The sequence below is a fragment of the Flavisolibacter nicotianae genome (assembly GCF_003628535.1).
In the GTDB taxonomy this organism is placed as follows: Bacteria; Bacteroidota; Bacteroidia; order Chitinophagales; family Chitinophagaceae; genus Flavisolibacter; species Flavisolibacter nicotianae.
Genome location: NZ_RBCI01000001.1, coordinates 454,207 through 478,053 on the forward strand (window position 1 = coordinate 454,207; position 23,847 = coordinate 478,053).

The window sequence follows — 23,847 nt, forward strand, 5'->3', positions numbered from 1 at the left end:
AAGGAAAAAAGTAAAATTCAAACGTAAAAAGCGGGAAAACAAGCTGCTTTTCCATGCATTTTACGTTGGCAGGTGCTGGTCATCTGCCGTGGTTGATCTATACGAACGGTCTGTCCATAAAAGGGATTGCCTTTGAATTTTGCCTTCCCCTGACTTTCTCCTTCTCCCCTGTCCATTTGCCTCTCATTTTTAACCGTATTAAAATTCGAGATAGCATGGGATGTGGTTCTTGTGGCACGGGTAAACCCAATGGATGCAAAAGCAACGGAGGTTGCAGCACGGGCGGCTGTAACCGGATGAATACCTACGATTGGCTTCGCAACCTGCCAATTTCCGATATGGAAGTAGCCTGCCGCGTGGTAGAAGTCAGTTTCAACCAGGGCAGCCGGAAAGATTTTTATCGCAATACAATGCTGCACCATCTGGACAAAGGCGACATGATCGCTGTGGAAGGTGTGAGCGGTTTCGACGTCGGCGAAGTATCGCTGACCGGCGAAATGGTGCGCCTGCAAATGAAAAAACGCGGTGTCAATGAAATGGCGCCGGAAATGAAAAAGATCCTTCGCCGCGCCACCGACCGCGACCTCGACCAGTGGCGTACCAACAAAGCCCGCGAGGCCGAAGCGCTGGTTCGCAGCCGCGCCATGGCCCGCCAGCTGAAGCTGGAAATGAAGATGAGCGAAGTGGAATTCCAGGCCGATGGCAAAAAAGCAACCTTTTACTATATCGCCGACGACCGTGTGGACTTCCGTGAGCTGATCAAACAGTATGCCTCCGAGTTTCGTGTAAAGGTGGAAATGCGCCAGATCGGTGCCAGGCAGGAAAGCGGGAAAGTAGGGGGCATTGGATCCTGTGGCCGGGAACTTTGCTGTGCGACGTGGCTGACCGATTTCAAGTCGGTAAACACGGCGGCGGCACGGTACCAGAACCTTTCCATCAACCAAACCAAATTGAGCGGGCAATGCGGCCGCCTGAAATGTTGCTTGAATTACGAACTCGACACCTACCTGGATGCCCTGCAGGGTTTCCCGGAAAATGCCGACATGTTGCAGGTAGCCAGGGGCACGGCCACGCTGATCAAAAAAGATATTTTCAAAAACCTGATGTGGTACATATTACCACAGAGCACCAAGCAATATCCCCTCACGATCGAGCGGGTGCGGAAGATCAAATCCCTGAACATGCAGGGAACCTTTCCCGAAGAACTCGAAGCCGTGGAAGTGGTCTCGACAAAGCCCAAAGACGTAGAACCGGAGTTTGTCGACGTAGTGGGGCATATCAGCTTGCGCAGTCTTGAAAAGGCCGATAAAAAACGCCGCGATAGAGGTCGTGACCAGCGGCAGCAACAAAAAGGTGGTAACCGGCAAGGTCCGCAAAGCAGTCCCCAGACCGGCAAACCAGGCCTGCCCGTTCAGCGTAAAAGCGAGGGGCAAGCCAAGGGGCAGCAGCCGCAGCGGCCACAGGGCGGAACTACGCAGGGACAGCAGCGGCCACCGCAAAACCAGCAGCGTCCGCAGCAGGGTGCTCAGCAGCAAAAGCCGGCCAATGTGCAGCAGCGCGGCGGGCAGCCAAAGCCACAGGGCGGAGGGCAACGGCCGCAGGGAAACCGCCCACCCCAACAGCCACGACGGCCCCAACAAGGGAACAAAGACAACGACAGTCAAAACAGTCCCAAACAGGAAAACCCGGGATCGTAAACGACTCACACGTATAAACTTAAAAGTGGCTTTGGGCCACTTTTTTTATTTGGCTCCAGCCTGTTAATGCTAAATCACCTTTCGCTTTTGCCGTTCCAGGTGTGCTGTTTCCACGTCAGGTTTCCGCATGGATTCATGATGATTATCAGGGCGAAATGCCTGTAATTAGATGCCCTTTTTTATTATATTTAAAAGGCAATCGTTGTGAAATGGACAACTCAAGCTCAACAAATCAGAATGGCAAGGTGAAGGTGTTTATCTCCTACTCCAGCAAGGATGTCGATTTGATGAACGAGTTGCTGGTGCAATTGAAAGTACTTACCATCAGCGATAAAGACGTAGATTTTTGGCAGGATGGCTACCTGGAGCCAGGGCTGAAATGGGACGAGGAAATTAAAGACAAGCTGCACAGTGCCCACATTGTACTCATGTTGATCAGCGCCTATTTTTTAACCAGCGATTACGTCTGGAATATAGAAGTGCAAAACACGCTGGAACGGCAGGAGAAAAACGAAGTCACGGCCATACCTATTATTCTTAGTCCGTGTGCCTGGATGCAAACACCGATCGTCCAGTTCCAGGCCTTACCCCGAAAAGGAAGACCGATAACTGACTTCCCCGACAGAAACACGGCACTCCTGGAAGTCGTCAATGGAGTGTACAGGGTAATCCGGAACTGGAAACAACGACTGGCAAGCATTGGTTAACTACTAAATCGCTTAGAGATGGAAACTTTCGTGGACCGGCCGCAAACGAAGAAGGACATCAATTGGGACGACCTGGTTGAAGATATGGCGGGGAAAAAATGTGTGCTGTTTTTAGGTCCCGCTCTTCCGGTTTATTCCAGGGGAAATGACAAGCTTGATTTTTACAGTCTTGCTTCGGAGTACCTGGCCCAACTGTTGAAGAAGGAAGACCCCGCCATTGACCTCCCGCCAAACCAGGATCTTTATTACATCGCTCAACGGTATTTGCAAACCAAAAACAACTTCCGTCCCAGGCTGGAAGCAAAAATTTGTACGTTGTACAAAACCGAAGTTGAAAAACTAAAAGCCGAATCTACCGATCGCATTCCCTCACTGTACAAAACGATCCTGCAGTTGCCCTGGAACACGATCATCAACATGCAACCTGATAATTTTTTCCAGAATGCGCTAAGGCCCGACGACGTTTTCTCCTACTACCATTACCGCAGCAAAGAAATCGAGCTAAAAGCAGACAACCACCAGTTTTTGGTGTACAATCTCTTTGGGGCCCTTGTGAACGATGGAACGGATTACAACGTCGATTCGCTTGTTTTAACCGAAGGAGAACAGGTAGAATTTGTATTGAATTTACTGAGCGGTAACCCAAAGATCCCGGAATGTCTCATCAGCCGGCTGGATAGCAAAAAGACGTACATTTTTCTGGATTGCAACCTTGAAAACTGGTATTTCCGGCTGCTGATGGAGGTCTTAAAAATGAATAAAGAGTCACGGACCTTTTCTCCCCGGTACAAATCACCTGGGTTTTCGCTGCCTACAAAAGAGTTTTACCAAAAGCGCTATGGCTTTGTCTTTGTCGACAACAATTCAGAAGAATTCATGAACAAGCTTTGGGAAATATATACAGAAACCCATCAACCAAAGGGCCCAAAGCAACCGAAAAAAATCGTGATCGCTTTTGATGATTCAGCAGAGAAACTTGCCTATTCGTTGATCGACCAATTTAAACCATGGATTGAAAAAAAGGAATTGTCCATATGGACCAAAGACGATATCGAAGGCGGCGACTTGCCGGAAAAAGTAAAAAAAGAACAAGTCGATGCAGCCGATGGTCTTGTGCTGTTGATCAACGCACCTTTTCTCAACGACAATTATGCATCGGATCTGGAACCGGCCCTGGCGGCAAAAAATACCAAACAGGTGTTTGCCGTAATTGAAAGTGCCTGTCCGTGGGAAGAAACGCCCCTTGTTAACCTGCCACAACGAAACATTTTACCAAAGAGCCGCCTACCGGTCCGGTCGCAACAGGATACAGATGCCGTACTTAAAGAAATTGCCACCTCCATTACCAAAATTTTATGGGAGTAGATGCTGAAAATAAAACCAGGTTTCGCTATCCCGGCACCAAATTCTTTGAAGCCAGCCAGCACGATATTTTCTATGGCCGCAAGCAGGAAACACTCGACCTTATCCAGGCCATCAAGGCCTATGACATCTTTGTTGTGTTTGCCGATTCGGGCATTGGCAAAACGTCTTTGCTCAACGCAGGAATCATTCCGGAACTGGTGCAGGAAAACATACTGCCCATCCAGTTTCGTTTTCAGAACCCGGACATACCGCCACTGAAAATCATTGTAAAAAAGCTGTCCGAATATGTGAATCCCACCGATGCGACAGCGCCTGCCGGGGAGCATAAGTTGTGGCGGCTTTTTAAACGCTGCGATTTCAACGGAAAGTTGCCCTTGTTTGTCTTTGACCAGTTTGAAGAATTTTTCAACCACTCTAAACAAGCCCGCGAGGAATGCATTGCCGAATTAGCGGATCTGCTGAACGAGTACCTGCCGGATTACGTGAAGGAGGAAATGAAGCAAAAATTCAGAGAAGAAGATCCGACGGAAGAAGAACTGAAGTATTACACACCTGCCCGTTTGAAAATGTTGTTCCTGATTCGTGCCGACAAGTTGAAGCTCTTGGACGACCTGTCGAAAAAAATTCCCCTCATCCTTCGCAACCGGTACCACCTGAAACCATTAAATGCTTCGCAGGCTGAAGAAGCCATCCTGGAACCGGCGCATTTGCCAACGAATGGCTTTGCCTCTCCCCGGTTTGAGATTCAACCGGCAGCACTGAAAGAAATCAGCAATTATCTCAAAAATGAAGAAGGCGAGGTAGAAGGTTTCCAACTACAGATCCTGACCCAGGAATTGGAAAAAAGGATTATCGGCCGTAGTGAAAAAGAAAAAGCTGGAAATGGCCTCCTGATCACGGAAAAAGAACTGGGCGGCGAGGCGGGGCTGGATAGCATTACCAAAAATTATTATACCCGCCAGTTAGAATCCATCGTCGACAAAGCGACCCGGAAAAAGGCCATCGAGCTGGTTGAAGAAAAGCTCATTGTCGAGGACAGGAGAATAAGTCTTCCCGAAGTGCTTTTAGTCAAAGAAGGATATTCAAAAGAATTACTGGACTACCTGCTCAACACCACCCGCCTGATCAGGATTGACAATGACCGTTATGTGGAGATAAGCCACGACCGCTTGTTGCCATCCATTCTGAAATCAAAGCAACAAAGGGAACAAAACAATAAGCGTCGGAAATACACTCTGCTCTTTCTAGGCACTTTCGCTTTAATTCTTGTAATAGGTGCGACAATTTATTTCTATAACCAAAACAAAAAAACAGAGTATAAAAACGCATTGGCAAAGATCGCAACAGCTAATGCATTCATTTTACAAGGTGAGTTTGACCTTGCACATTCAATACTAATGCAAGACAGCGCGACTTTTATTTCTCTCGGGCTACACGATAGCGCAAGTAAGTTGCAGCAACAGATTAACTCGCTGCAAACCCTTCATGTGCTTATGAATAAGGGTCATGCACTGCAACAAGTTGCCGATTCGCTGATATTGCTTGACAATAATCTGATTCCCGATTCGGAAGATCCACGAGACCTGGAAAGCTTTACAACTTTTTACGACGCAAGCCAGCAGTTACGACAGGCTTTTATAACCTATAAGAAAGGGTTCTTTTTGGCTGATCCGACTTTAAGCGAATCAGAAAATATCCCGGCACTACTTGATGACGTGAGTCAAAAAATTCAAAAATATTTTACTCTTTCAATGAATGCTGTGTCCTGTTTTTTAGGTGCCAAACGAGAGACGCAAGCAAAAACCGTGTATCACAACGCTGACTCGCTTTTTGCTTTTGCCACCGCCAATCATATTTCGTTTGATTCTGCCGACATTGCTTATTTCAACAGTAAAAAATATTTAAAATGATGAAAAACATTTTAATTCCGTCATCGCTTTTTATCCTGTTATTTTTTTGTGTCCAAACGTTGCATGCGCAAAACAAACAGGAATGTTTTACAAAGTATAAAACACTTGGTGACAACTACAAGTTAAAAGGTCTATACAACTTGGCACTGCAACAATATCAGGCAGCAAAGTATTGCGCCAATTTAACACAGGTTCAGCTCGCTCAATTAAACGCACTAATCAACGAAACAAGCCAGAAAGTTGTCCGGGTAAAAGTGATTCAAAGAAGGTATTAGAATAGAGACAGCATTTCCTTGATTGAATCAACCTAATTGAATGAAAATGCGTTTCGGCGGAAGATCAAAACCCTTTCACCGTCGTTCCTTTCTGCTCCTGCTCCAGCACCTTGTAAATCGCATCCTGGAGGCGGCCACGGATATTCAATTGGCCCAGGAGATTGTTGGCTCTTGTATTGTACACCCGGTTTGACAGGAAAATATAAACGATATCCGCTTTCGGATCGACCCACACACAAGTGCCGGTAAAGCCCGTGTGGCCAAAGGTTTCCGGCGAGGCCAGGGCCGAAGGATAAGGCTCTTTTCTCGTTGCGTTGTCCTTCTCCGGTTTGTCGAAGCCGTAGCCGCGGCGGCTGTTCTCGCTATGATAAGCGGTAAACAGGTCGATGGTTTCTTTTTTCAAATAGTGTTCGCCGTTAAAGGAGCCGCCATTGAGCAGCATCTGGTAAAGCATGGCAAGGTCGTATGCATTGGAGAAAAGACCGGCATGCCCCGACACACCGCCAAACATGGCTGCGCCTTCATCGTGCACATATCCCTGGAGCAGTTGCTTGCGGAAATATTTTTCTTCCTCGGTCGGGACAATGCCATCCGGCGTAAACCGCTGCCAGGGCTTGAAACCGGTAGAGGCCAGGCCCATTGGGCGATAAAACGTGTTTTGCACATACTGATCCAGCGGCAGGCCGCTGATGGCCTCCACCACTTTACCCAGCAGGATAAAATCATTGTCGCTGTACACGTACTTTCCGTGCGGGCCAAGTTTGCTGTCGACAATGCGTTTCAGCATGGTATCGTTCCAGTCCCTGCGCAGCCAAACGTTGCGTGCCACGGGGATCGAAAAAAGGCTGTCGGGGTTTTCGTGGTAAAAAGCCGGCGATGGCTGCCCGGTTCCGTTCTCAATGGTTTCTTTGTAAAACGAAATATAGGGATTGAGCCCGGCCTGGTGCAGCAACACGTCTTTGATCAGCAACGGCGCCTTGTCGGTACCAACGGTGATGGGCAGGTAATCGCCCAGTGTTTTATTCAGGTCGAGTTTTCCTTCGTCGTACAGCTTCATCAGCGAGATCGTGGTGGCCGAAACCTTGGTTACGGACGCCAGGTCGTAAATGCTTTCGAGTGTCACCGGAGGCGAAGCAGGATCAAACGCATAATGTCCAAAGGCTTTGTGGTATTTGATCACACCGTTCTGCACGGCAAGCACCACGGCACCGGGATAGGCTTTTTTTACCAGGCCTTCCTGTGCAATGGCATCCACTGGCGCCCAGGCCGGCGTATTCCCGACAGGCACAAACGTGTTGAGGGCAATGCCGCTTCCATACGGCAGATCACAGACACTTACCGGCAGCGTTCCTTTTGCCGACAATTTACCCTGCAGAAAATCAGCCGCCGCATTTTGAAACACGCCATCGTCTTCGTACATCGCAACCAGGGTAGAAGCGCTGCAAAAATTTTGCGCCGCATACACATTGCCAAACACAAAAGTGACGGCATTGTATGCCTGCAGGCTGCTGACCAGGTCAATTGCAGCCGGGGAAATTCCGTAGTTGCCGGCAGGCTTGTTGGAATAATTATGCAGGCCAATGACAATACGGTCATAATTCCCGCCCTTGATGGCCTCAAGGATGGCACCCGCTTTCCCGGTGCTGTCGTTGTACGGCAGCAGGTAGGTATCGGTGTTGAAATCGGCCTTCAGCCGCTGGCCGAACGTGTTCAATTCCGCCGTGCCGAGCCCCACATAGGCCATGTGATTTTTGGCAACAAAAGGCAAAAGGCCCGCCTTGTTCTGCATTACGGTAATAACATTGGCCGCTACCCGCTGCCGCAACCCTTCTGTCCTGGCATTGAGATCCGTCAGCAGGTTGGTGGTGTCAATCACCGGTGCTTTATCAAGTCCCAGCTGGTACTTGGCATACAGCACCCGCTGCACTTTCTTGTTAATTACGTCCCAGCTTAACCGTTTTTCCTTGATCGCTTTCTTCACCGCATCGATGGCAGCAGGAACATTCTCCGGCAGGCAGAGCATGTCATTGCCGGCGATCAGCGCTTCGACGGCTGCTTCGCCGCCACCAAAATATTTGGCCACGCCTTTCATTTCAAGGGCGTCGGTAAACGTGAGACCTTCATAATACAGGTCGTCACGCAGTAAATCCGTTACGTTGTTTTTGGAAAGTGATGTCGGGCGGTTGGGTGCATTATCAATTGATGGCACGGAAAGATGAGCGATCATCACGCTGCCTACACCTGCCTTGAAAAGCTGCTTGAACGGATAGAGCTCCAGCGAATCCAGTTGCTCCCTGCTTTTGTTGATTACCGGCAGATCCAGGTGTGAATCTACAGCCACATCGCCATGACCGGGAAAATGCTTGGCACAAGCCATGATACCGGCCGATTGCATGCCCCGCATATACGCTACGCCGAGCTGTGCCACCTTGTATTTATCTTCCCCAAAAGAGCGGTAACCGATCACGGGGTTTGCAGGGTTGTTGTTGATGTCGACCACCGGTGCGTAATTCACCTGCACGCCCATGCGCTTCATTTGTTCGCCAATGTCCACGCCCATTTCGTACACCAGCTTGTCGTTCTGGAGAGCACCCAGCGTCGACTGGAAAGGATATTTCAGCACACTATCGAGACGCATGCCTAGGCCCCATTCACCGTCGATGGTGACCATCAGCGGCGTTTTGGAAATGGATTGGTAAAAGTTGGTGAGATTTGCCTGGCGTACCGGCCCGCCCTGGAAAAAACAAAGGGCACCCACGTTGTAATTTTTGATCAGGTCTGTGACCTGCTGCACATGATCGGGCCCAAGATTGCTGTGGGCACGGATCACCATCAACTGCGCAATTTTTTCTTCTTTCGAAAGGGACGAAGAAACACTGTCCACCCACCGGTCGGCCGGGGTGCGGCCGCTGTACTGCGTGAACAATAAATAAATGGAAAAACAGGTGACGACAAGGGCAAACTTCTTCATACGGTTCAAAGCTGACACAATTTAGGATAATCGGACTAACGAAGCTGCGAAAAGCTTCAAAATCAAACCATAATTCGGTGTGAAGATCAGGGGAACAGAAGAACAGAGGAGCAAGGAAGAACGAAAGTTGACGCACTCAGGTTTATCCTTGCTTTTAATCTTTGGCCAAGCTGCTACTCAAAACGAGGATTGAGCAAAGGAATGTCCTTCAACATTCCTCACGCCTTACTCTTCTGTTCGCTATTCAATACCCTCTTTCGTTGCGGCCTTCCATGTAGTTCATGAAGGCTTTGTTCACTACGCGGTTGCCGCCCGGCGTGGGATAGTTACCGGTGAAATACCAGTCGCCCAGGTTACTGGGACAAGCAGCGTGCAGTGATTCAATTGTCTGGTAAATGACGTCTACCGGTATGGGAAGACCCTTGGGAGTAATGAGCTCCGCGATTTTTTGCGTGATCTCGTCGTTGGTAAAGGACTTGTAGATCTGCTTGACCACGTTCACGGTGTGCAATTCGTTTTTGGCGTGCAACTCCCTGCACTGCTCGTAAAGGGTTTGCAGCAGGCATTCGTTGCCCCTTTCTTTCAGCAGGTCCACGGCCGCATTGAAGGCCACAAAATCGCCCATCTTGCTCATGTCGATTCCGTAACAATCCGGGTAGCGGATTTGCGGCGCCGACGAAACAACGATGATGCGCTTCGGATCCAGCCGCGAAAGCATGCGAATGATGCTTTCCCGCAACGTGGTTCCCCGCACAATGGAATCGTCGATCACCACCAGCGTATCCTCACCCCTTCGCACCGTACCGTATGTAATGTCATACACGTGCTGCACCATTTCATTGCGGTTCACATCTTCGGTGATGAAGGTGCGCATCTTGACGTCCTTGATGGCAATTTTTTCCATGCGCACCCGGCGTTTGATCATTTCTTCCAGCTTCTCCGGGTCTACGCTGTTCCCCCACGACAGTATGCGCTCCAGCTTTATTTTGTTCAGGTAGTCTTCGCAGCCCTTGGTAAGACCGTAAAACGCCACTTCGGCCGTGTTGGGGATGAAGGAAAAAATGGTGTTTTTTAAATCGTAATTCACCGCGTCGAGCACCTGCTTGCTTAAGTTGTAGCCAAGCTGCGACCGTTCGCGGTAAATTTTTTCGTCCGAACCACGGGAGAAATAAATGCGTTCGAACGAGCAGGCTTTGCGCTCTTTGGCTGCCACCACTTGTTCAATTTTCACCGATCCGTCTTCAAAAACAATCAGTGCCTGACCAGGCATCAGCTCCTGCACTTCGTTTTCACCCACGTTGAAGGCCGTTCGGATAGCAGCTCGTTCCGAGGCCGCTACCACGATATCATCATCAATAAAATAATAGGAAGGACGAATGCCGTGTGCATCGCGAAACACAAAGCCCATTCCGTTGCCGATCAGTCCACCCACATGAAAGCCGCCGTCGAAAAGCGGGAGGGCTGTTTTGAGAACGGAAACGATGTCGAGGTGCTGCGGGTTGGCTTCATCGGCTTTTACCAGGTGGTGATGAATCACTTCCATCATCGCCGCCAGGTCGCTTTGCTTTTGAAACTTTCCGGGCTCCATGCCAATCTGCTCAAACAGTTCGTCGGTGTTCACCAGGTTGAAGTTTCCGGCCAGGGCCAGGTTACGGGCCGGTATGGTGTGCCGCTTGATAAACGGGTGGCAAAACTCCACGCTGTTTCGTCCCTGCGTCCCATAGCGCAAATGCCCCAAGAGTAACTCGCCGAGGAAAGAAAGGTGCCCTTTCAGCAAGCCGGGATACTGTCCAATGTCGTTGTTGTATTTCTGCAGGTCGTTGAACTCCTCTCCGATCTTTTTGAAGATATCGGCAATCGGCTGCGATTCATTGCTGCGGATCCGGGACAGAAACGGGTAACCCGGTTCCACGTTCAGCTTTACCGTTGCCACACCCGCACCATCCTGGCCGCGGTTGTGCTGCTTTTCCATCAGCAGGTACATCTTGTTCAGACCCCAGAGAACTGAACCATATTTTTGCTGGTAATGTGCGAAGGATTTACGCAAACGTAAAAAGGCAAGTCCACACTCGTGTTTGATAGCGTCGCTCATGAGGAGGCCAAAATTACGGCAAACCGCCTTAGCGAAACGTTAGAAAGTCGGGAGGACCAATCACACCTGGCCAAAACTCGCCACCGTGCTGTTGGGGAGGCAAACATTCATCTCACATCCTTCTCCCGGCGCAGCATTCAGCAAAACGTTCCCGCCAAAGACTTCTGCGCGGTTGTTGATGTTGGCAATCCCCAAGCCGCGCTTGACTTTGTTGATGTCAAATCCCTTTCCATCGTCCTTGACCTGGAGCAGGATATTGCCGGGTGTCTGGCGGAGAATGATGGCAACGTGGCGGGCATCGGCATGTTTGGCAATGTTGTTCAGTTGCTCCTGGAGCATGCGGTACAGCGCCAGTTTCTTGTTATCCGGCACCTGGTCTTCGTCGAAGTCGAAATAATCCAGCTCAATGGACAGCGACTGTGTGGAACGGAACGATTCGATCAGGTCGTTGATCGAGTCGATCAGGCCAAGATCTTTCAGCGTAGGCGGAACGAGAGAGCGGGACATGGACCGTACTTCGTTGATGATTTCCGACACGCCCCGCAAGGCCTGGTTCACGACCAGCAGTGTTTTTTCATCGGCCGTGGTTTTTGCCATATCCAGGAAAAGCTTTACAGTGGTCAGTTGCTGACCAATGTTGTCGTGGAGCTCCTTGCCGATCTCCAGCCGTTCTTTTTCCTGCCCTTCGATGGTGGCCTGCGAAAGTTGCCGCTGGTGCGCCATCTTTTCGGCAAAACTTTTTCGTTCCAGTTTTTTTCTTTCCGTGATATCGGTAAACGAACTGACCACGTGCAACACGTTGCCGGCTTCGTCCAGGATGGGATCAGAATTCACCATCAACCAGACGCGTTCTTTTTGCTTCCAGTTCCACACACCCATCACCACGTCTTTCACCAGTTGTTTGCTTTGGATCGCCTTGAACGAAGGCCGTTCGCTCTGCTGGAAGCGGCTGCCATCTTCTTGCGTCACGTCATCGTACAACTCCCACACTTTGCCGCCAAGCACTTCCTCTTCCTTTATGTCGAACAATTTGCAGGTGGCCTGGTTGGTCATTTCAATTCGACCGTGTGCATCTTGCAGCAGAACGCCGATCTGCAAATCCCGGATCAGGGTTCGAAAGCGCTTTTCGCTTTGCTTCAGGGCTTCGGTCGCATTCAGGCGGGGCGTATCGTCGTGGATGTAAACAGCCAGGGCCCTGATGGCCGGATTGGCCAAAAGATTGTGTCCCCGCACCATGCACCAAAGCCAGTCGCCGCTTTTTTTCAGGATGCGCACCACGATGAATTTGATCACCGGGTTTTCGTCTACCTCCCGCTCAAACGATTGCAGGGCCCAGCCTAAATCTTCGGGATGGATGTATTGAAAGGCACTGGTATGAAGAACGTCTTCTTCACGATAACCAAGAATGCGCCTGATGGCAGCCGAGGCATACGTGATTTCACCTTCGGCATTGAGAAGCAGGGTCAGGTCAAGTGAGTCGGCGATCAAGGCCCGGTAAAACTGTTCGCTCTGCACCAGTTTGTCTTCGGCCCGCTGCTTATCGGTAATGTCATGTCCCAATCCCATAATCCCGACTTCGCGTCCATCACGATCGACAATGAATTTAACCGTCTGCGCAAAGAAATACGTCTCGCCCCTTGCGTTTGTGAAAGAGACTTTTCCCCGCCAGATCTTGTTCTGATACAATTGCTGCAGCGCTTCGTCCCTGTCGGTTTCGTACAAGGTGAAGTGCACCAAATCCCTTAACCGGCGCCCAATGGCATCGGCAGCCCTGATCGCAAAAAAATGTTCGGCTACCCTGTTCCACGATTGCACAGTAAATTCCAGGTCGGTGATGATGATGCTTTCGGAGATGTTTTGCAGCACCAATTCTTCATAACGGGGAATCAATAAAGAGGGATCGGCATTCATGGGAAATCGGTATTTCAGGACTATTGCTGCACAAAATAAACGTTTCATGCAAAAAATGAAAGGAATTCTCCGCGGTTGCCCATCACCGGAAGGCATTCCTCAAAAATAAAAAACCGAACAGGCTTTTTCCCTGTTCGGTTGTATACGTTTATCCGGCTGCGTTAATTTGATGCGTATGTTTTTGCAGCATCAGCCCATTTTTTCAGTTGCGGGCAGGTGGCCTCATCGGAGTCCAGCATAATGTACTGGGTGTTGATGTGCGTGGACATCCATTTATCCAGCGCCTTGTATTTTTTCTCTTCCAGCGCTGCCGTGGCAATACGGTTGTAATCGTCGTGCAGGTTCATGCGATGGGGTTCCGATTTGCTTTTAAGATAGATCAGGCGAACGCCGCGTTTACCTCTTTGCTCGTCGGTGAAGGCTATCGGCTGCGAGAAGTCGCCGACATTCAGTTTGCCCAGAACACTCACGATCGATTTGTCCATTTCGTCGATGGTCACCAGTGATTCGCCGGTGCGATTTGTCAGGTAAGGACCGGCAAACTTTGCCTGCTCGTCATCACTGAACTTACCGGCTGCCGTATTAAAATCCATGGTTCCCTTTACCAGCAGGTTGCGAACCGAATCCATTTTTTGGGTGGCCGCAGCGATTTCTTCATCATTCACCGGCGGTACCCGCAGGATGTGCCGGACGATGGCTTCGTCGCCATTGCGCTCGACCAGTTGCAAAATATGGTACCCAAACTTGGACTTGAACGGATTGGAAATCTGTCCTTCCTTCAGGCGGAAGGCGGCCGATACAAAAGCCGGATCCCAGCTCTTGTCGGTACGGTTGATCTGGTACTGGCCGCCGCGGTCTTTGGAGCCCGGGTCTTCCGAATAGCGTTTGGCCAGCGACTCAAAAGTGGCGGATTTGTTTTCCACCTGGCGTTTGTAGTTGGCCAGCTCTCCCACGATGTAGGTTTCCATATCGCGGGATGCTTTGGGGAACATGATGATCTGGCCGATCTGGTATTCAGCTTCAAAAAACGGCAGCGAATCTTTGGGAATGCGATCAAAATATGCTTTGACTTCGGCTGGAGTCACTTTCACGCCATCCACGATCTTGCGCTGCATGGCCTGCGCCAGCTTGTTTTCTTTTACCGACTCACGGGCATCGTCCTTGATCTGGTAGATGGATTTGCCGGCCATGGTTTCCAGCGCTTCCTTGCTGCCGTACTGGTTCACAAAATAGCGCACCCGCTGGTCGAGTTCTGCTTCCACTTCGTCGTCGGATACGGGAAGCGAGTCTTTCATTGCCTGCATCATCAGCACCTTCGAAACCAGGGCCTGGTCCAGTACCGCGCAATTGGCGTTTTCCGGAACAGTGGTGCCCTGGCGGGCCATATCGGCAATGGCGTTGGTGATGTCGGATTTTAAAATGATACGATCGCCAACAACGGCAATGATTTTATCGGCCACCACTTTCTTTGGCTGCGCAAACGCAGCTACTGCGAGGGTAATGCCGGACAGGAGAAAAAAGAGTTTCTTCATAACAGTAATGTTGCCAAAAATAGCCTTTCTGCAGTACAGAACTCCGGCGGAAAATCCGGGATTAACAAAGTTCTAACCCGCACCCCTGCCCCCCAGGGGTGGAGTGGCCGTGCTGCGCTCCCCGCTTTGCAGCGAAGCCTTCGTTCTTTCGGCCTCTCCGCCAGGCGAGGACTTTGTGTTGGACAGCCCTCTTTGGATGGGCAGCGGAGCCGTTCTTCCTTTCCATTCATAGCTGCCTACCTGGCTCCAGATGCCAACCAGCACCGTGTAAAAAACATGCAGGGGCTGCAACACAAAAAAGTAGCGCATCAGCTTTTGCTGCCCGAAAAAACCGGCAACAGAGGCCACAAAAGGCCATTCCACTGCCGTTTTGCCCAGCAGGAAAAACAGCAGGCACCAGAAGTAAACGGGCTGAAAAAAACCCGCAACAAGCAGCACAAGGGGCAGCAAATTCAGCAAAAGAACAAACGCCAGTACAGCCGTAATGCGGTGGTCGTCGTAGACCAGGGTTTTACTGGCCCAGCGGCGGCGCTGCATCAAAAAATCCTTCCAGGTGGCCATGGCCGGTGTGGACACGATGGCATCCCGGTTTTTGAGGTAGAACACCCTCGAGGGGTCCAGTTTCCAGATCTTGTGCATCAGCAGCATATCGTCGCCGGTGGGCACTGTGTCGATGCCCGCAAAGCCACCTACGGCCGTGAAGGCTTTTTTGGTATAGGCGAGGTTGGCGCCGTTGCACATGGTGTGAAAATTTGCCGAAACACTGGCGGCCGTAATGCCCTGCAGCGTGAGAAAATCAAGCACCTGCAAAACCTGCAGCAGCGAATTGTCGTGAAGGTATTTTACCGGTGCGGCAATAAAAGAAGCTTCTTTTTCTTGGCAAAAAGAGGCCATGGTGGCAATCCATTTTTCCCCAACGCGGCAATCGGCATCGGTTACCAGGATCACTTCGCCCCTGGCCTGCGCCACGCCGGCAGCGATGGCTTTTTTTTTCGAGGACTGACCCGGCGGGCAGTCCGGCTCGATCATCCGGAAGTTGGCTGGCAATGCCAGGGAGGCAGTACCATCGGTGGAAAAATCATTGACGATGATGACTTCGAATGCTTGCGGCGAAACGCTCTGGCTGCGCAGGTCGGCAATAAGAGCGGGCAGCGTGGCCTCTTCGTTGCGGGCAGCGACCACCACCGATACGAACGTTGCAGGCGCAGCAGAAGGAGAATCGTTCGGGGGCTTTTTCCAATGCCGGTAATAAAACGCGATGAGTGCGGTATAGCCGGCCAAAAACAACAGGGAAACAACTGCCAGGAACATCCGCCCAAAACTAGTTCTTTGCCTGATCAGATTTTCTTTAAATCTTTTTGGTGTATTAAAAGAGAATTGTATTTTTAAGTAGTTGCATAAACAACCATAATGATCGCGACACATTTTAAAAAAGGGGAGCTCTACAGCTTTATTACCGGGAAAGCCTCGACGGCCGTTGGCCGCAGGCTGCAAAAAAAATTCAATGTGGCCGATGTCAACCTAACGATTGAGCAATGGAGTGTGCTGTATCATCTGTGGAAGCAGGACGGCATGAGCCAGCAGGAGCTTTGCAACGCCACGTTTCGGGATAAGCCAAGCATTACCCGGCTGGTGGATAACCTGGAAAAGCTGGCCCTGGTGAAGCGGGTGCCCGACGAAAGGGACCGGCGCATCAACAAGGTTTTTCTGACCAAAAATGCGGAGGCGCTTGAAGAACAAACCATGCAACTGGCAGAGGAAACGCTCAATGAAGCGCTTGCCGGTGTTTCGCACGAACACATCGAAGTGTGCAAGGAAGTATTGCAGAAAGTGTACGATAACCTTAGTCAATAGGTAGCGAGTGGCGATTTGCCATTCACGGCAAGCACGTCTATTGATTGTTTGCTTTTGCTTGCTTGAAAAGAAAACAAAATCGATTAACCCGACAAGCTTAGTGGCGACTGGCGACCCGCTACGCACCACTGGCTTCTGTTAAAACTTCTAACCATGGAAGCAACCATCAACACAACACTTAAGGGCGGCGAGTGGCTGGTAAAAGAGAGTTCCCCATCCGACATCTTCAGCCCGGAAAATTTCAACGAAGAACAGCAAATGATCCGCGACATGTGCGACCAGTTCCTGCGAACGGAAGTGCTGCCCAACGTGGAGCGCATGGACAAAATGGAACCCGGCTACATGCGTTCGCTCCTGCAAAAATCCGGTGAACAGGGGCTGCTGGCCGTTGCCTTTCCGGAAGAATACGGGGGATTGGGAAAGGATTTCGTCACCTCCACCATCGTAAGCGAATATCTCGGTGCCGGGCATTCGTTTTCTGTGGCCATTTCGGCGCACACTGGCATCGGCACGCTGCCGATCCTTTATTTCGGCACAGATGAACAAAAACAGAAATACATTCCCAAACTCATTAGCGGCGAATGGATCGGCGCCTATGGCCTGACGGAACCCAACAGCGGCTCGGATGCGCTGGGTGCCAAAACCACGGCACGCCTGAGCGAGGACGGGAAATACTATTTGCTCAACGGCCAGAAGTGCTGGATCACCAATGGCGGTTTTGCCGATGTGTACACGGTATTTGCCAAAGTGGATGGGGACAAATTCACGGCCTTTATCGTGGAACGGGGCTTTGAGGGCTTTACCAACGGGCCGGAAGAAGACAAAATGGGAATCAAAGGCTCTTCTACCGTGCAGCTCTATTTCCAGGATTGCAAGGTGCCTGCCGAAAATGTGCTGGGCGAAATTGGCAAGGGACACAAGATTGCTTTCAACATCCTGAACATCGGCCGGCTGAAGCTCTGTGCAGCCACGGTTGGCGGCGCAAAATATGCCACGACCAACGCCGTCCAGTATGCGAAAACCCGGGAGCAGTTTAAAACGCCGATCGCCAACTTTGGGGCAATTCAATACAAGATGGCCGAAATGGCGATCAAAACCTTCGCCGCCGAAACGGCTCTTTACCGAACGGCCAAATGGATTGCCGACAAGGAACAGGCCCTGCACGAAAACGGCCAGCCGTTTAACGAAGCGCTGCTGGGTGCTGCGGAGGAATATGCCATCGAGTGTGCCATCCTGAAAGTATTTGGCAGCGAGATTCTTGATTACGTGGTGGACGAAGGCGTGCAAATTCACGGCGGTAATGGCTACAGCGCCGAGTACAATATTTCCCGTGCATACCGCGACAGCCGCATCAACCGCATTTACGAAGGCACCAACGAGATCAACCGCCTGCTCACTGTGGACATGACACTCAAACGGGCCATGCAGGGCCGCCTCAACCTGATGGGCGCTGCCATGAAAGTACAGGGTGAGCTCATGAGCATTCCTGATTTTGGCGAAGCCGACGAAACACCGTTTGTACAGGAACAAAAACTCGTGCAGGGGTTCAAAAAAGCCGTTCTCCTGACGGCCGGTGCTGCTGCCCAAAAGCTGATGCAGCAGTTGCAAAACGAACAGGAAATTCTCATGTGCATTGCCGATATGAGCATCGACACCTTCGTGGCCGAAAGTCTTTTGCTGCGGGTGATGAAAATAACCGAAGAGGGCGCCGGCGAAATATACAAAGACGTTCTTTCCTGCTATCTCTACGATGCCGCCGACCGCATCTTGAAAAACGGGAAAGATGCTATCAACGCCTTTGCCGAAGGCGATGAACAACGCATGATCCTGATGGGCCTTCGCCGTTTTACAAAAGCACAACCCTTCAACAGCAAGGCTGCCCGCCGGCACATTGCGGCGCACCTGGTTGAGAACGACCGGTATTCTCTTTAACCCAAAAAAAGACGGATAACAGCCTCACACTGTTATCCGTCTTTTCATTTACTTCTCTCTTCTCTTTTTACCCCTGGAACAGCATCTGTAATTCCTGGCGGGCAATTTTCAGATCCTGCAACTGCCGGATGCGGTGGCGCATCATGTACAGGCCGATGCTCATCATCACAGCCGCACTGCTGGCCGAGAAAAAATGCCAGGCGTAAATATTGGTAACGTCTTTTTTCTCCTGGAAAAAATAGGCGTAGAACATATACAGGTAGCAACTGTATGAAAACACGATCGCACCCAGCATCAGCAGACGGCCGTTGTTTTTTCCATGTACAACGGTGAAATGCAACTGGCGCAGAAAAAGGAAATGCGCATACAGCACAATCAGCAGCAAACCCGGCGCCATCACGCACAGGCTGGCCAGTGGCGTAAAGCCACAGAACATAAAAATCACTGCTTCGTAGGCCACAAACAAAGCGATAAACAAATGCAGCTTCTGGTGACGATGACTCGCCGGGCAAAAGAAAAGCAACGCCAGCATCATCAGGGGGACTTCAATATAATTGTAAAGCACTTCCCAGCCATTGCTCAAGTCGGGCGAAGGCGGCATTGTAGCGCTGCCGATGCAATGAAAAATAGTGATGATATAATATGCCATCAATGCAATCAGGCTGGCATGGCGGTGCAACCTGTAAAACAGGATCACACAAATGGGTAGCGCAAAGCAAACAACAGAACTAACGCCAAACAACACATCGGGTATCATAGGGATTGAGTTTAGGATTGGTAAAACAAATTAAGCCCCTGTAACCATTGTATCAAAAAAATGAAGAAAATCGGGTAGATATGCGCTTTAGCCTCGTAATGTTACGATTAGGCACGTGTTTGAGCCACGGGATTCACACACGGAATTGTGCGAAACAGCCGTTTTTCCCAAAAAGGCAATGTACGGGCAAGCAACGATTTCTCTAAGAGAAAGGGAGAAAAACAGCGGAAAGCCGTTCGTCTAACAGTACATCAACGCATGAACAGCACCATGTAGATCCACACAAAAACGGACGCGAAAAGCAGGGAATCGAAACGGTCGAGAAAGCCGCCATGACCCGGCATAAAACTGCCGCTGTCCTTCACGCCGGCCATGCGTTTCAGCTTGCTTTCGAACAGGTCGCCGGCTGTTCCCGCAATGGCTGCAATGGCAGCGATACAGGCCGCGTCCACATACGACAGGCCCAGTGCCTTGCCGATAAACGCCATGACCACTACACATAAAATGGCGCCACCGACAGTGCCTTCCCATGTTTTTTTGGGTGAGATTTTCGAAAACGGCGTTTTACCGATAAACGAACCTACAACGTAGGCCATCGTATCGTTGATCCAGATGGAAAAGACCAGTGCCAGCGCAATGGATTTCCCAAAGTCACCTCTGCCCGCCGAATCAACGCCATACAACATGCGAATGCCGATGAGCAAGCCCAAAGAAAGCGAAAGGTAGAATACGCCAAAAAGCGAGTAGGCCAGGTTTTTCAGCAGGAAGGATTTTGACTCCAGCAGGATCACCAGCGGCAGGAGTACCATCATCGCCACCCCGCCCCATAAGCCGGCATCACTGAGGTGAAAGCCGCCGATATACAATTCCTCGTTGGAAAAATACAGGAGAAGAAACCAGCCGGCCAGCATGATTCCATAGCGATGAAAGGGAATGATTTTCCGGTAGTCGGGGTTGAAGCCTTCCACGAGTTTCTGGAATTCCAGCCAGCCCCCGAAATGCACAATGGAGAAGAGGACGAAAAAAGACCATTTGTTCCAGAGCAGACCCGTCATCATCACCACCACGAAGACCACAGCGGTCAGTGCCCGGGTTTTGAAAGTTTGTACGTTGAAAGCCATGGTTAATTGTTTCGTTGGTCTGTTGGTAGGGAAACGTCGTCCCGGTAGATCTCCTCGTAACTGGCTACCGACCGTTTCTTCATTTGCCGCAGCAGCACAACCGTCAGTGCCAGGCTAAGCAGCGCACCCACCAGCAGTTGCATGTCCTGCCCTTTGATCATGGTGGCATCCGGGTTGTTCAGCATCTGCGGATTGGCATACAGGTACACGATCACCGAAGCATCGTAAAGAAAATGTGCCAGGATAGCTGTCCAGAGGCTGCCGCTGTACCAGTAAATGGCACCCAGCAAAATGCCCAGCAGAAAGCGGGGAAAGAACCCGTAAAACTGGAAATGAATACCGGAAAAAATAGCCGCCGTAAGCACAATCCCCATCCAGGGATTTTGTGTCATGCGAATGAAGATGCGCTGCAAAATGCCGCGAAAGAACAACTCCTCGCCTATGCCTGCAAAGAGCGAAATAAAAATCAAATTCTTAAACAGTTCACCGGGTGTGTGGTTTTGCAGCATGAACTTGAGCTGCCGGGCCGCTTCTTCTTCCATGCCCTTCATCCAATTGTTAGTGGATTCGCCCAGCGACAGTTTCTGGTTCAGGTAGCCGATGTACTCCACGAAAGGGTAGGCCACAACGATCAATAAAATTCCAAGGAGCCAGTAAATCGCTTTGGAAGGAGCCTGCAGCCCGAGATAGCGCAAGGGCTGCGGATCGGAAAAGTATCCAAAAAGCAGGGAAGGAATGGTAAACAGGAAGAGGAACTGCAGCAGGATCATCCCGCGAACAAAGGTCAGCATGGCCGGGTTGGTCAAATCCCAGTTTTTGGAATCCTGCAACTGGAATACGCTAAGACCCGTGATCTTCGACAGGACCGGCATGCCGATGAGCACCGAAACCATAAACAGGCCAAAAGCCATTCCCAGGAACAACAACAACTGAATCCACGCCGGCCTTGTTTTAAGATATGTTTGCATACTTCTTCCTTTCTCTGGACTAATTTTGCGGGTTCTTTTACACCTCCGAGGTTTTAAAACCTCGGAGGTGTAAAAGAATAAGGGCGCAAGATAAGCCTGTAACTATCAATCATCATTCCCTTGGTAAAAATTGACAACATAACGCTTCCCGACTTTCCGCTGTTGCTGGCGCCGATGGAAGATGTGAGCGACCCGCCGTTCCGCGCCGTTTGCAAGGCCAACGGCGCCGACCTGCTCTACACGGAATTCATCAGCAGCGAAGGCCTGATCCGTGATGCGATCAAGAGCCGCCAAAAGCTCGACATCTTCGACAGCGAACGGCCTGTCGGAATCCAAATCTTTGGCGGTGACGAAGAAGCCATGGCAATGAGTGCAAAAATTGTCGATACCGTTAATCCCGACCTGCTTGATATCAATTTTGGCTGCCCGGTAAAAAAGGTGGTGACCAAGGGTGCCGGCGCCGCTGTGCTGAAAGACATCGACCTGATGGTGCGACTGACCAAAGCGGTCGTCACCTCCACGTCTTTGCCCGTTACTGTGAAAACAAGACTGGGTTGGGATGATGCGTCCATCAATATCGGGGAAGTGGCCGAACGCCTGCAGGACGTGGGCATCAGGGCGCTTTCCATTCACGGCCGCACCCGCTGCCAATTGTACAAGGGCGAAGCCAACTGGGAACCGATCGCCAGGGTGAAGAACAATCCCCGCATTCAGATCCCCATCTTTGGCAACGGCGATATCGACTCACCGGAGAAAGCACTGGAGTACAAGAATCGCTACGGCGTGGATGGCATCATGATCGGCCGTGCCGCCATCGGCTATCCCTGGATCTTTAACGAGATCAAGCATTTTGTAAAAACCGGCGAGCACCTGCCGCCGCCAACCGTACAGCAACGCGTTGACGTTATTCGCCAGCACCTGCACCGTTCGGTGGAGTGGAAAGGCATCAAGGCCGGCGTGAACGAGATGCGCCGTCATTACACCAATTACCTGCGGGGTCTTCCCAACATCAAAGAATTCCGCTTGCGGCTGGTGACCATTTCGGAAGTGGAACAAATCGACGACGTGCTGAACGAGGTTGAAAAATATTACGACGGCTACCAGTTTGCGCCCCGCAAAGTGAACATGGATTCAATGGCCTATACCTGCGAACCATGATTTGGGGAAATTTGAAGGATTAGGAAGAAATAAATCAAATCCGATAATGAAAGAGGCGTTCTGTAATGAACGCCTCTTTCTATTTCAGCTTACGCAAAAGGCAATCTCCCCAAATCATGGTTCAGACTTTTTGTAATTTTTCGCGGCCTCCTGCGCTTTTTTAAAATCAAGCACCACGCCGTTGATGCAATACCGCAAACCGGTTGGCGGCGGACCATCGTCGAACACGTGTCCCAGGTGCGATTTGCAGCGGCCGCACATGACTTCCGTACGCTTCATGCCGATGCTGTTGTCGGCTTCGTAGATCACCGATCCCTTCGACACCGGCTGGTAAAACGAGGGCCAGCCGCAACCGCTTTCAAACTTGGTATCGCTGATGAAAAGCGGGTTGCCGCAAACAGCGCAATAATAGGTGCCTTTGTCTTTTATGTTTTCAAGCGGCGAACTCCAGGGTCTTTCGGTTCCTTTTTGACGGGCCACGCTGTATACATCGGCCGGCAGGATTTTCTTCCATTCCTCGTCGCTCATGTTCACCTTGCTGCTGTCTGTGTGCGAATACACAGGATTGTTGTTTTTCAGCGAATCCATATTGGTTGTTTTAGTTGATTGCGAGTAGGTGCAGAACTGCAAAAGAAAAGCCAGTGGCAGGAAAAGGAGGATGCGTTTCATGCTTAAAGTTACGACGGCAGGGCGGGTTTGGTTTTAAAAGGAAACGTGAAAGTGGAGCCGATAGTAGATATTAGGATATTGGAATATTGAAGGTGTTTTGATGGCTGGGTTGAGTGTCGATAAGGTGTGAAGTGGCAGGAATTATTCCTGCTTTCGCTGTTTGAGCACAAAAACGTTCACCTCCTCACTAATCCTCAATATCAAATATCCAATCTCCCAATATCCTACTATCCCTGCTGCTTCTCCCCGCCCCCGCATTCGGTTTTCCCCTATATTTGTCCCTCACAGTTAGCAAGCAACATGTTTAATTTGATTCTCTTTGGCCCTCCGGGCAGCGGAAAAGGAACGCAGTCAGAAAAAATCGTTGATCGCTTTGGTCTCATTCACTTATCCACCGGCAATTTGTTGCGCCAGGAGATCAGTGAAAAAACCCCGCTGGGACTGGAAGCCAAAAATTTTATGGACAAAGGCCAGCTCGTGCCGGACGAAGTGGTGATCGGCATGATTGACTCCTGCCTCGAAAAGCACCCCGAAGCCCAGGGCTTTTTGTTCGACGGCTTTCCCCGCACCATTGCGCAGGCCGAAGCACTGGACAAACTGCTGGCCCTGAAAAAAACAGCCATCAGTAAAGTGCTGGCCCTGGACGTCTCGGAAGACGAACTGGTACGGCGCCTGCTGGAAAGGGGCAAAACATCGGGCCGCAGCGACGATACCGACGAGAGCATCATCCGCAAACGTTTCTCCGTGTACAAAGGCGAAACAGAACCGGTGGCGACACACTACGAAAAACAAGACAAGTTCGAACGCATTCCCGGCGAAGGGTCTGTCAACGATATTTTCCAGAAGTTGAGCAGCGCTATTGAAAAAAAAAATGAAGTAGCCGCACAATCCTGATAAAAAATGATCTCCATAAAAAAAACCTCAATCC

At 50.5% G+C, this 23,847-nt stretch carries 18 protein-coding genes; 9 read left to right on the top strand and 9 right to left on the bottom strand.

From position 1 onward, the window contains the following. The first annotated feature begins 215 nt into the window (after positions 1–215). The 5 genes from D6024_RS01895 to D6024_RS01915 all read left to right on the top strand — a co-directional run bounded on the left by D6024_RS01895 (position 216) and on the right by D6024_RS01915 (position 5,954). A complete protein-coding gene (locus D6024_RS01895; RefSeq protein ID WP_240409911.1) occupies positions 216–1,697 on the top strand; it encodes a PSP1 domain-containing protein in 1,482 nt (493 codons plus the stop codon). 209 nt (positions 1,698–1,906) lie between these two features. Continuing rightward, positions 1,907–2,404 carry a toll/interleukin-1 receptor domain-containing protein gene (locus D6024_RS01900; protein WP_162944473.1) on the top strand — a complete coding sequence of 166 codons (498 nt, stop codon included), beginning with the start codon at positions 1,907–1,909 and terminating at the stop codon, positions 2,402–2,404. 18 nt (positions 2,405–2,422) lie between these two features. After that, positions 2,423–3,769 (top strand): hypothetical protein, encoded by a 1,347-nt coding sequence (locus D6024_RS01905; RefSeq protein ID WP_121352511.1) that lies wholly within the window; start codon positions 2,423–2,425, stop codon positions 3,767–3,769. After that, a complete protein-coding gene (locus D6024_RS01910) occupies positions 3,760–5,679 on the top strand; it encodes an nSTAND1 domain-containing NTPase (protein WP_121352512.1) in 1,920 nt (639 codons plus the stop codon). The genes D6024_RS01905 and D6024_RS01910 overlap by 10 nt, the downstream gene beginning before the upstream one ends. Further along, entirely contained in the window at positions 5,676–5,954 is a 279-nt protein-coding gene (locus tag D6024_RS01915; protein ID WP_121352513.1) for a hypothetical protein, read from the top strand. The genes D6024_RS01910 and D6024_RS01915 overlap by 4 nt, the downstream gene beginning before the upstream one ends. Before the next feature lie 64 nt (positions 5,955–6,018). Here D6024_RS01915 and D6024_RS01920 read toward each other — a convergent pair whose 3' ends face one another. The 5 genes from D6024_RS01920 to D6024_RS01940 all read right to left on the bottom strand — a co-directional run bounded on the left by D6024_RS01920 (position 6,019) and on the right by D6024_RS01940 (position 15,771). Continuing rightward, positions 6,019–8,925 carry a glycoside hydrolase family 3 N-terminal domain-containing protein gene (locus D6024_RS01920; protein WP_121352514.1) on the bottom strand — a complete coding sequence of 969 codons (2,907 nt, stop codon included), beginning with the start codon at positions 8,923–8,925 and terminating at the stop codon, positions 6,019–6,021. 244 nt (positions 8,926–9,169) lie between these two features. Beyond that, the gene (locus D6024_RS01925) at positions 9,170–11,017 is read right to left on the bottom strand and encodes an amidophosphoribosyltransferase (protein ID WP_121352515.1); all 1,848 of its coding nucleotides are present in this window, start codon (positions 11,015–11,017) and stop codon (positions 9,170–9,172) included. A 60-nt stretch (positions 11,018–11,077) separates the two neighbouring features. Beyond that, positions 11,078–12,928: a PAS domain-containing sensor histidine kinase gene (locus tag D6024_RS01930; RefSeq protein WP_162944474.1), complete on the bottom strand. Its 1,851-nt coding sequence runs from the start codon at positions 12,926–12,928 to the stop codon at positions 11,078–11,080. Between the two features lie 161 nt (positions 12,929–13,089). Beyond that, positions 13,090–14,460, bottom strand: a complete 1,371-nt coding sequence (locus D6024_RS01935) for a peptidylprolyl isomerase (RefSeq protein ID WP_121352517.1) — start codon at positions 14,458–14,460, stop codon at positions 13,090–13,092. A gap of 72 nt (positions 14,461–14,532) precedes the next feature. Beyond that, entirely contained in the window at positions 14,533–15,771 is a 1,239-nt protein-coding gene (locus tag D6024_RS01940; protein WP_162944475.1) for a glycosyltransferase, read from the bottom strand. 99 nt (positions 15,772–15,870) lie between these two features. On the opposite strand from D6024_RS01940, the gene D6024_RS01945 reads away from it, so the two are divergent. Continuing rightward, positions 15,871–16,314, top strand: a complete 444-nt coding sequence (locus tag D6024_RS01945) for a MarR family winged helix-turn-helix transcriptional regulator (RefSeq protein WP_121352519.1) — start codon at positions 15,871–15,873, stop codon at positions 16,312–16,314. A 153-nt stretch (positions 16,315–16,467) separates the two neighbouring features. After that, positions 16,468–18,246 carry an acyl-CoA dehydrogenase family protein gene (locus D6024_RS01950; RefSeq protein WP_121352520.1) on the top strand — a complete coding sequence of 593 codons (1,779 nt, stop codon included), beginning with the start codon at positions 16,468–16,470 and terminating at the stop codon, positions 18,244–18,246. A gap of 67 nt (positions 18,247–18,313) precedes the next feature. On the opposite strand, the gene D6024_RS01955 is transcribed toward D6024_RS01950, so the two are convergent. The 3 genes from D6024_RS01955 to D6024_RS01965 form a co-directional block, all read right to left on the bottom strand. Then, positions 18,314–19,003: a hypothetical protein gene (locus tag D6024_RS01955; protein WP_121352521.1), complete on the bottom strand. Its 690-nt coding sequence runs from the start codon at positions 19,001–19,003 to the stop codon at positions 18,314–18,316. A gap of 251 nt (positions 19,004–19,254) precedes the next feature. After that, positions 19,255–20,124: a phosphatidate cytidylyltransferase gene (locus D6024_RS01960; protein WP_121352522.1), complete on the bottom strand. Its 870-nt coding sequence runs from the start codon at positions 20,122–20,124 to the stop codon at positions 19,255–19,257. Positions 20,125–20,126: 2 nt separating this feature from the next. Continuing rightward, positions 20,127–21,092 carry a CPBP family intramembrane glutamic endopeptidase gene (locus D6024_RS01965; RefSeq protein ID WP_121352523.1) on the bottom strand — a complete coding sequence of 322 codons (966 nt, stop codon included), beginning with the start codon at positions 21,090–21,092 and terminating at the stop codon, positions 20,127–20,129. 120 nt (positions 21,093–21,212) lie between these two features. On the opposite strand from D6024_RS01965, the gene dusB reads away from it, so the two are divergent. After that, positions 21,213–22,250, top strand: a complete 1,038-nt coding sequence (dusB, locus tag D6024_RS01970) for a tRNA dihydrouridine synthase DusB (protein ID WP_121352524.1) — start codon at positions 21,213–21,215, stop codon at positions 22,248–22,250. 114 nt (positions 22,251–22,364) lie between these two features. Here the strand turns inward: dusB and msrB are convergent, their stop codons facing one another. Then, positions 22,365–22,919: a peptide-methionine (R)-S-oxide reductase MsrB gene (gene msrB / locus D6024_RS01975; protein ID WP_121352525.1), complete on the bottom strand. Its 555-nt coding sequence runs from the start codon at positions 22,917–22,919 to the stop codon at positions 22,365–22,367. 300 nt (positions 22,920–23,219) lie between these two features. Here msrB and D6024_RS01980 point away from each other — a divergent pair, with 300 nt between their 5' ends. After that, positions 23,220–23,813 carry an adenylate kinase gene (locus D6024_RS01980; RefSeq protein WP_121352526.1) on the top strand — a complete coding sequence of 198 codons (594 nt, stop codon included), beginning with the start codon at positions 23,220–23,222 and terminating at the stop codon, positions 23,811–23,813. The last annotated feature ends 34 nt before the right edge of the window (positions 23,814–23,847 follow it).

Coding starts and splice junctions, on each gene's coding strand:
- D6024_RS01925 (WP_121352515.1), bottom strand. CDS start 11,017: ATGAGCGACGCTATCAAACACGAGTGTGGACTTGCCTTTTTACGTTTG.
- D6024_RS01900 (WP_162944473.1), top strand. CDS start 1,907: ATGGACAACTCAAGCTCAACAAATCAGAATGGCAAGGTGAAGGTGTTT.
- msrB (WP_121352525.1), bottom strand. CDS start 22,919: ATGAAACGCATCCTCCTTTTCCTGCCACTGGCTTTTCTTTTGCAGTTC.
- D6024_RS01980 (WP_121352526.1), top strand. CDS start 23,220: ATGTTTAATTTGATTCTCTTTGGCCCTCCGGGCAGCGGAAAAGGAACG.
- D6024_RS01895 (WP_240409911.1), top strand. CDS start 216: ATGGGATGTGGTTCTTGTGGCACGGGTAAACCCAATGGATGCAAAAGC.
- D6024_RS01960 (WP_121352522.1), bottom strand. CDS start 20,124: ATGGCTTTCAACGTACAAACTTTCAAAACCCGGGCACTGACCGCTGTG.
- D6024_RS01965 (WP_121352523.1), bottom strand. CDS start 21,092: ATGCAAACATATCTTAAAACAAGGCCGGCGTGGATTCAGTTGTTGTTG.
- D6024_RS01935 (WP_121352517.1), bottom strand. CDS start 14,460: ATGAAGAAACTCTTTTTTCTCCTGTCCGGCATTACCCTCGCAGTAGCT.
- D6024_RS01945 (WP_121352519.1), top strand. CDS start 15,871: ATGATCGCGACACATTTTAAAAAAGGGGAGCTCTACAGCTTTATTACC.
- D6024_RS01940 (WP_162944475.1), bottom strand. CDS start 15,771: ATGTTCCTGGCAGTTGTTTCCCTGTTGTTTTTGGCCGGCTATACCGCA.
- D6024_RS01905 (WP_121352511.1), top strand. CDS start 2,423: ATGGAAACTTTCGTGGACCGGCCGCAAACGAAGAAGGACATCAATTGG.
- D6024_RS01955 (WP_121352521.1), bottom strand. CDS start 19,003: ATGATACCCGATGTGTTGTTTGGCGTTAGTTCTGTTGTTTGCTTTGCG.
- D6024_RS01950 (WP_121352520.1), top strand. CDS start 16,468: ATGGAAGCAACCATCAACACAACACTTAAGGGCGGCGAGTGGCTGGTA.
- D6024_RS01915 (WP_121352513.1), top strand. CDS start 5,676: ATGATGAAAAACATTTTAATTCCGTCATCGCTTTTTATCCTGTTATTT.
- D6024_RS01910 (WP_121352512.1), top strand. CDS start 3,760: ATGGGAGTAGATGCTGAAAATAAAACCAGGTTTCGCTATCCCGGCACC.
- D6024_RS01920 (WP_121352514.1), bottom strand. CDS start 8,925: ATGAAGAAGTTTGCCCTTGTCGTCACCTGTTTTTCCATTTATTTATTG.
- D6024_RS01930 (WP_162944474.1), bottom strand. CDS start 12,928: ATGAATGCCGATCCCTCTTTATTGATTCCCCGTTATGAAGAATTGGTG.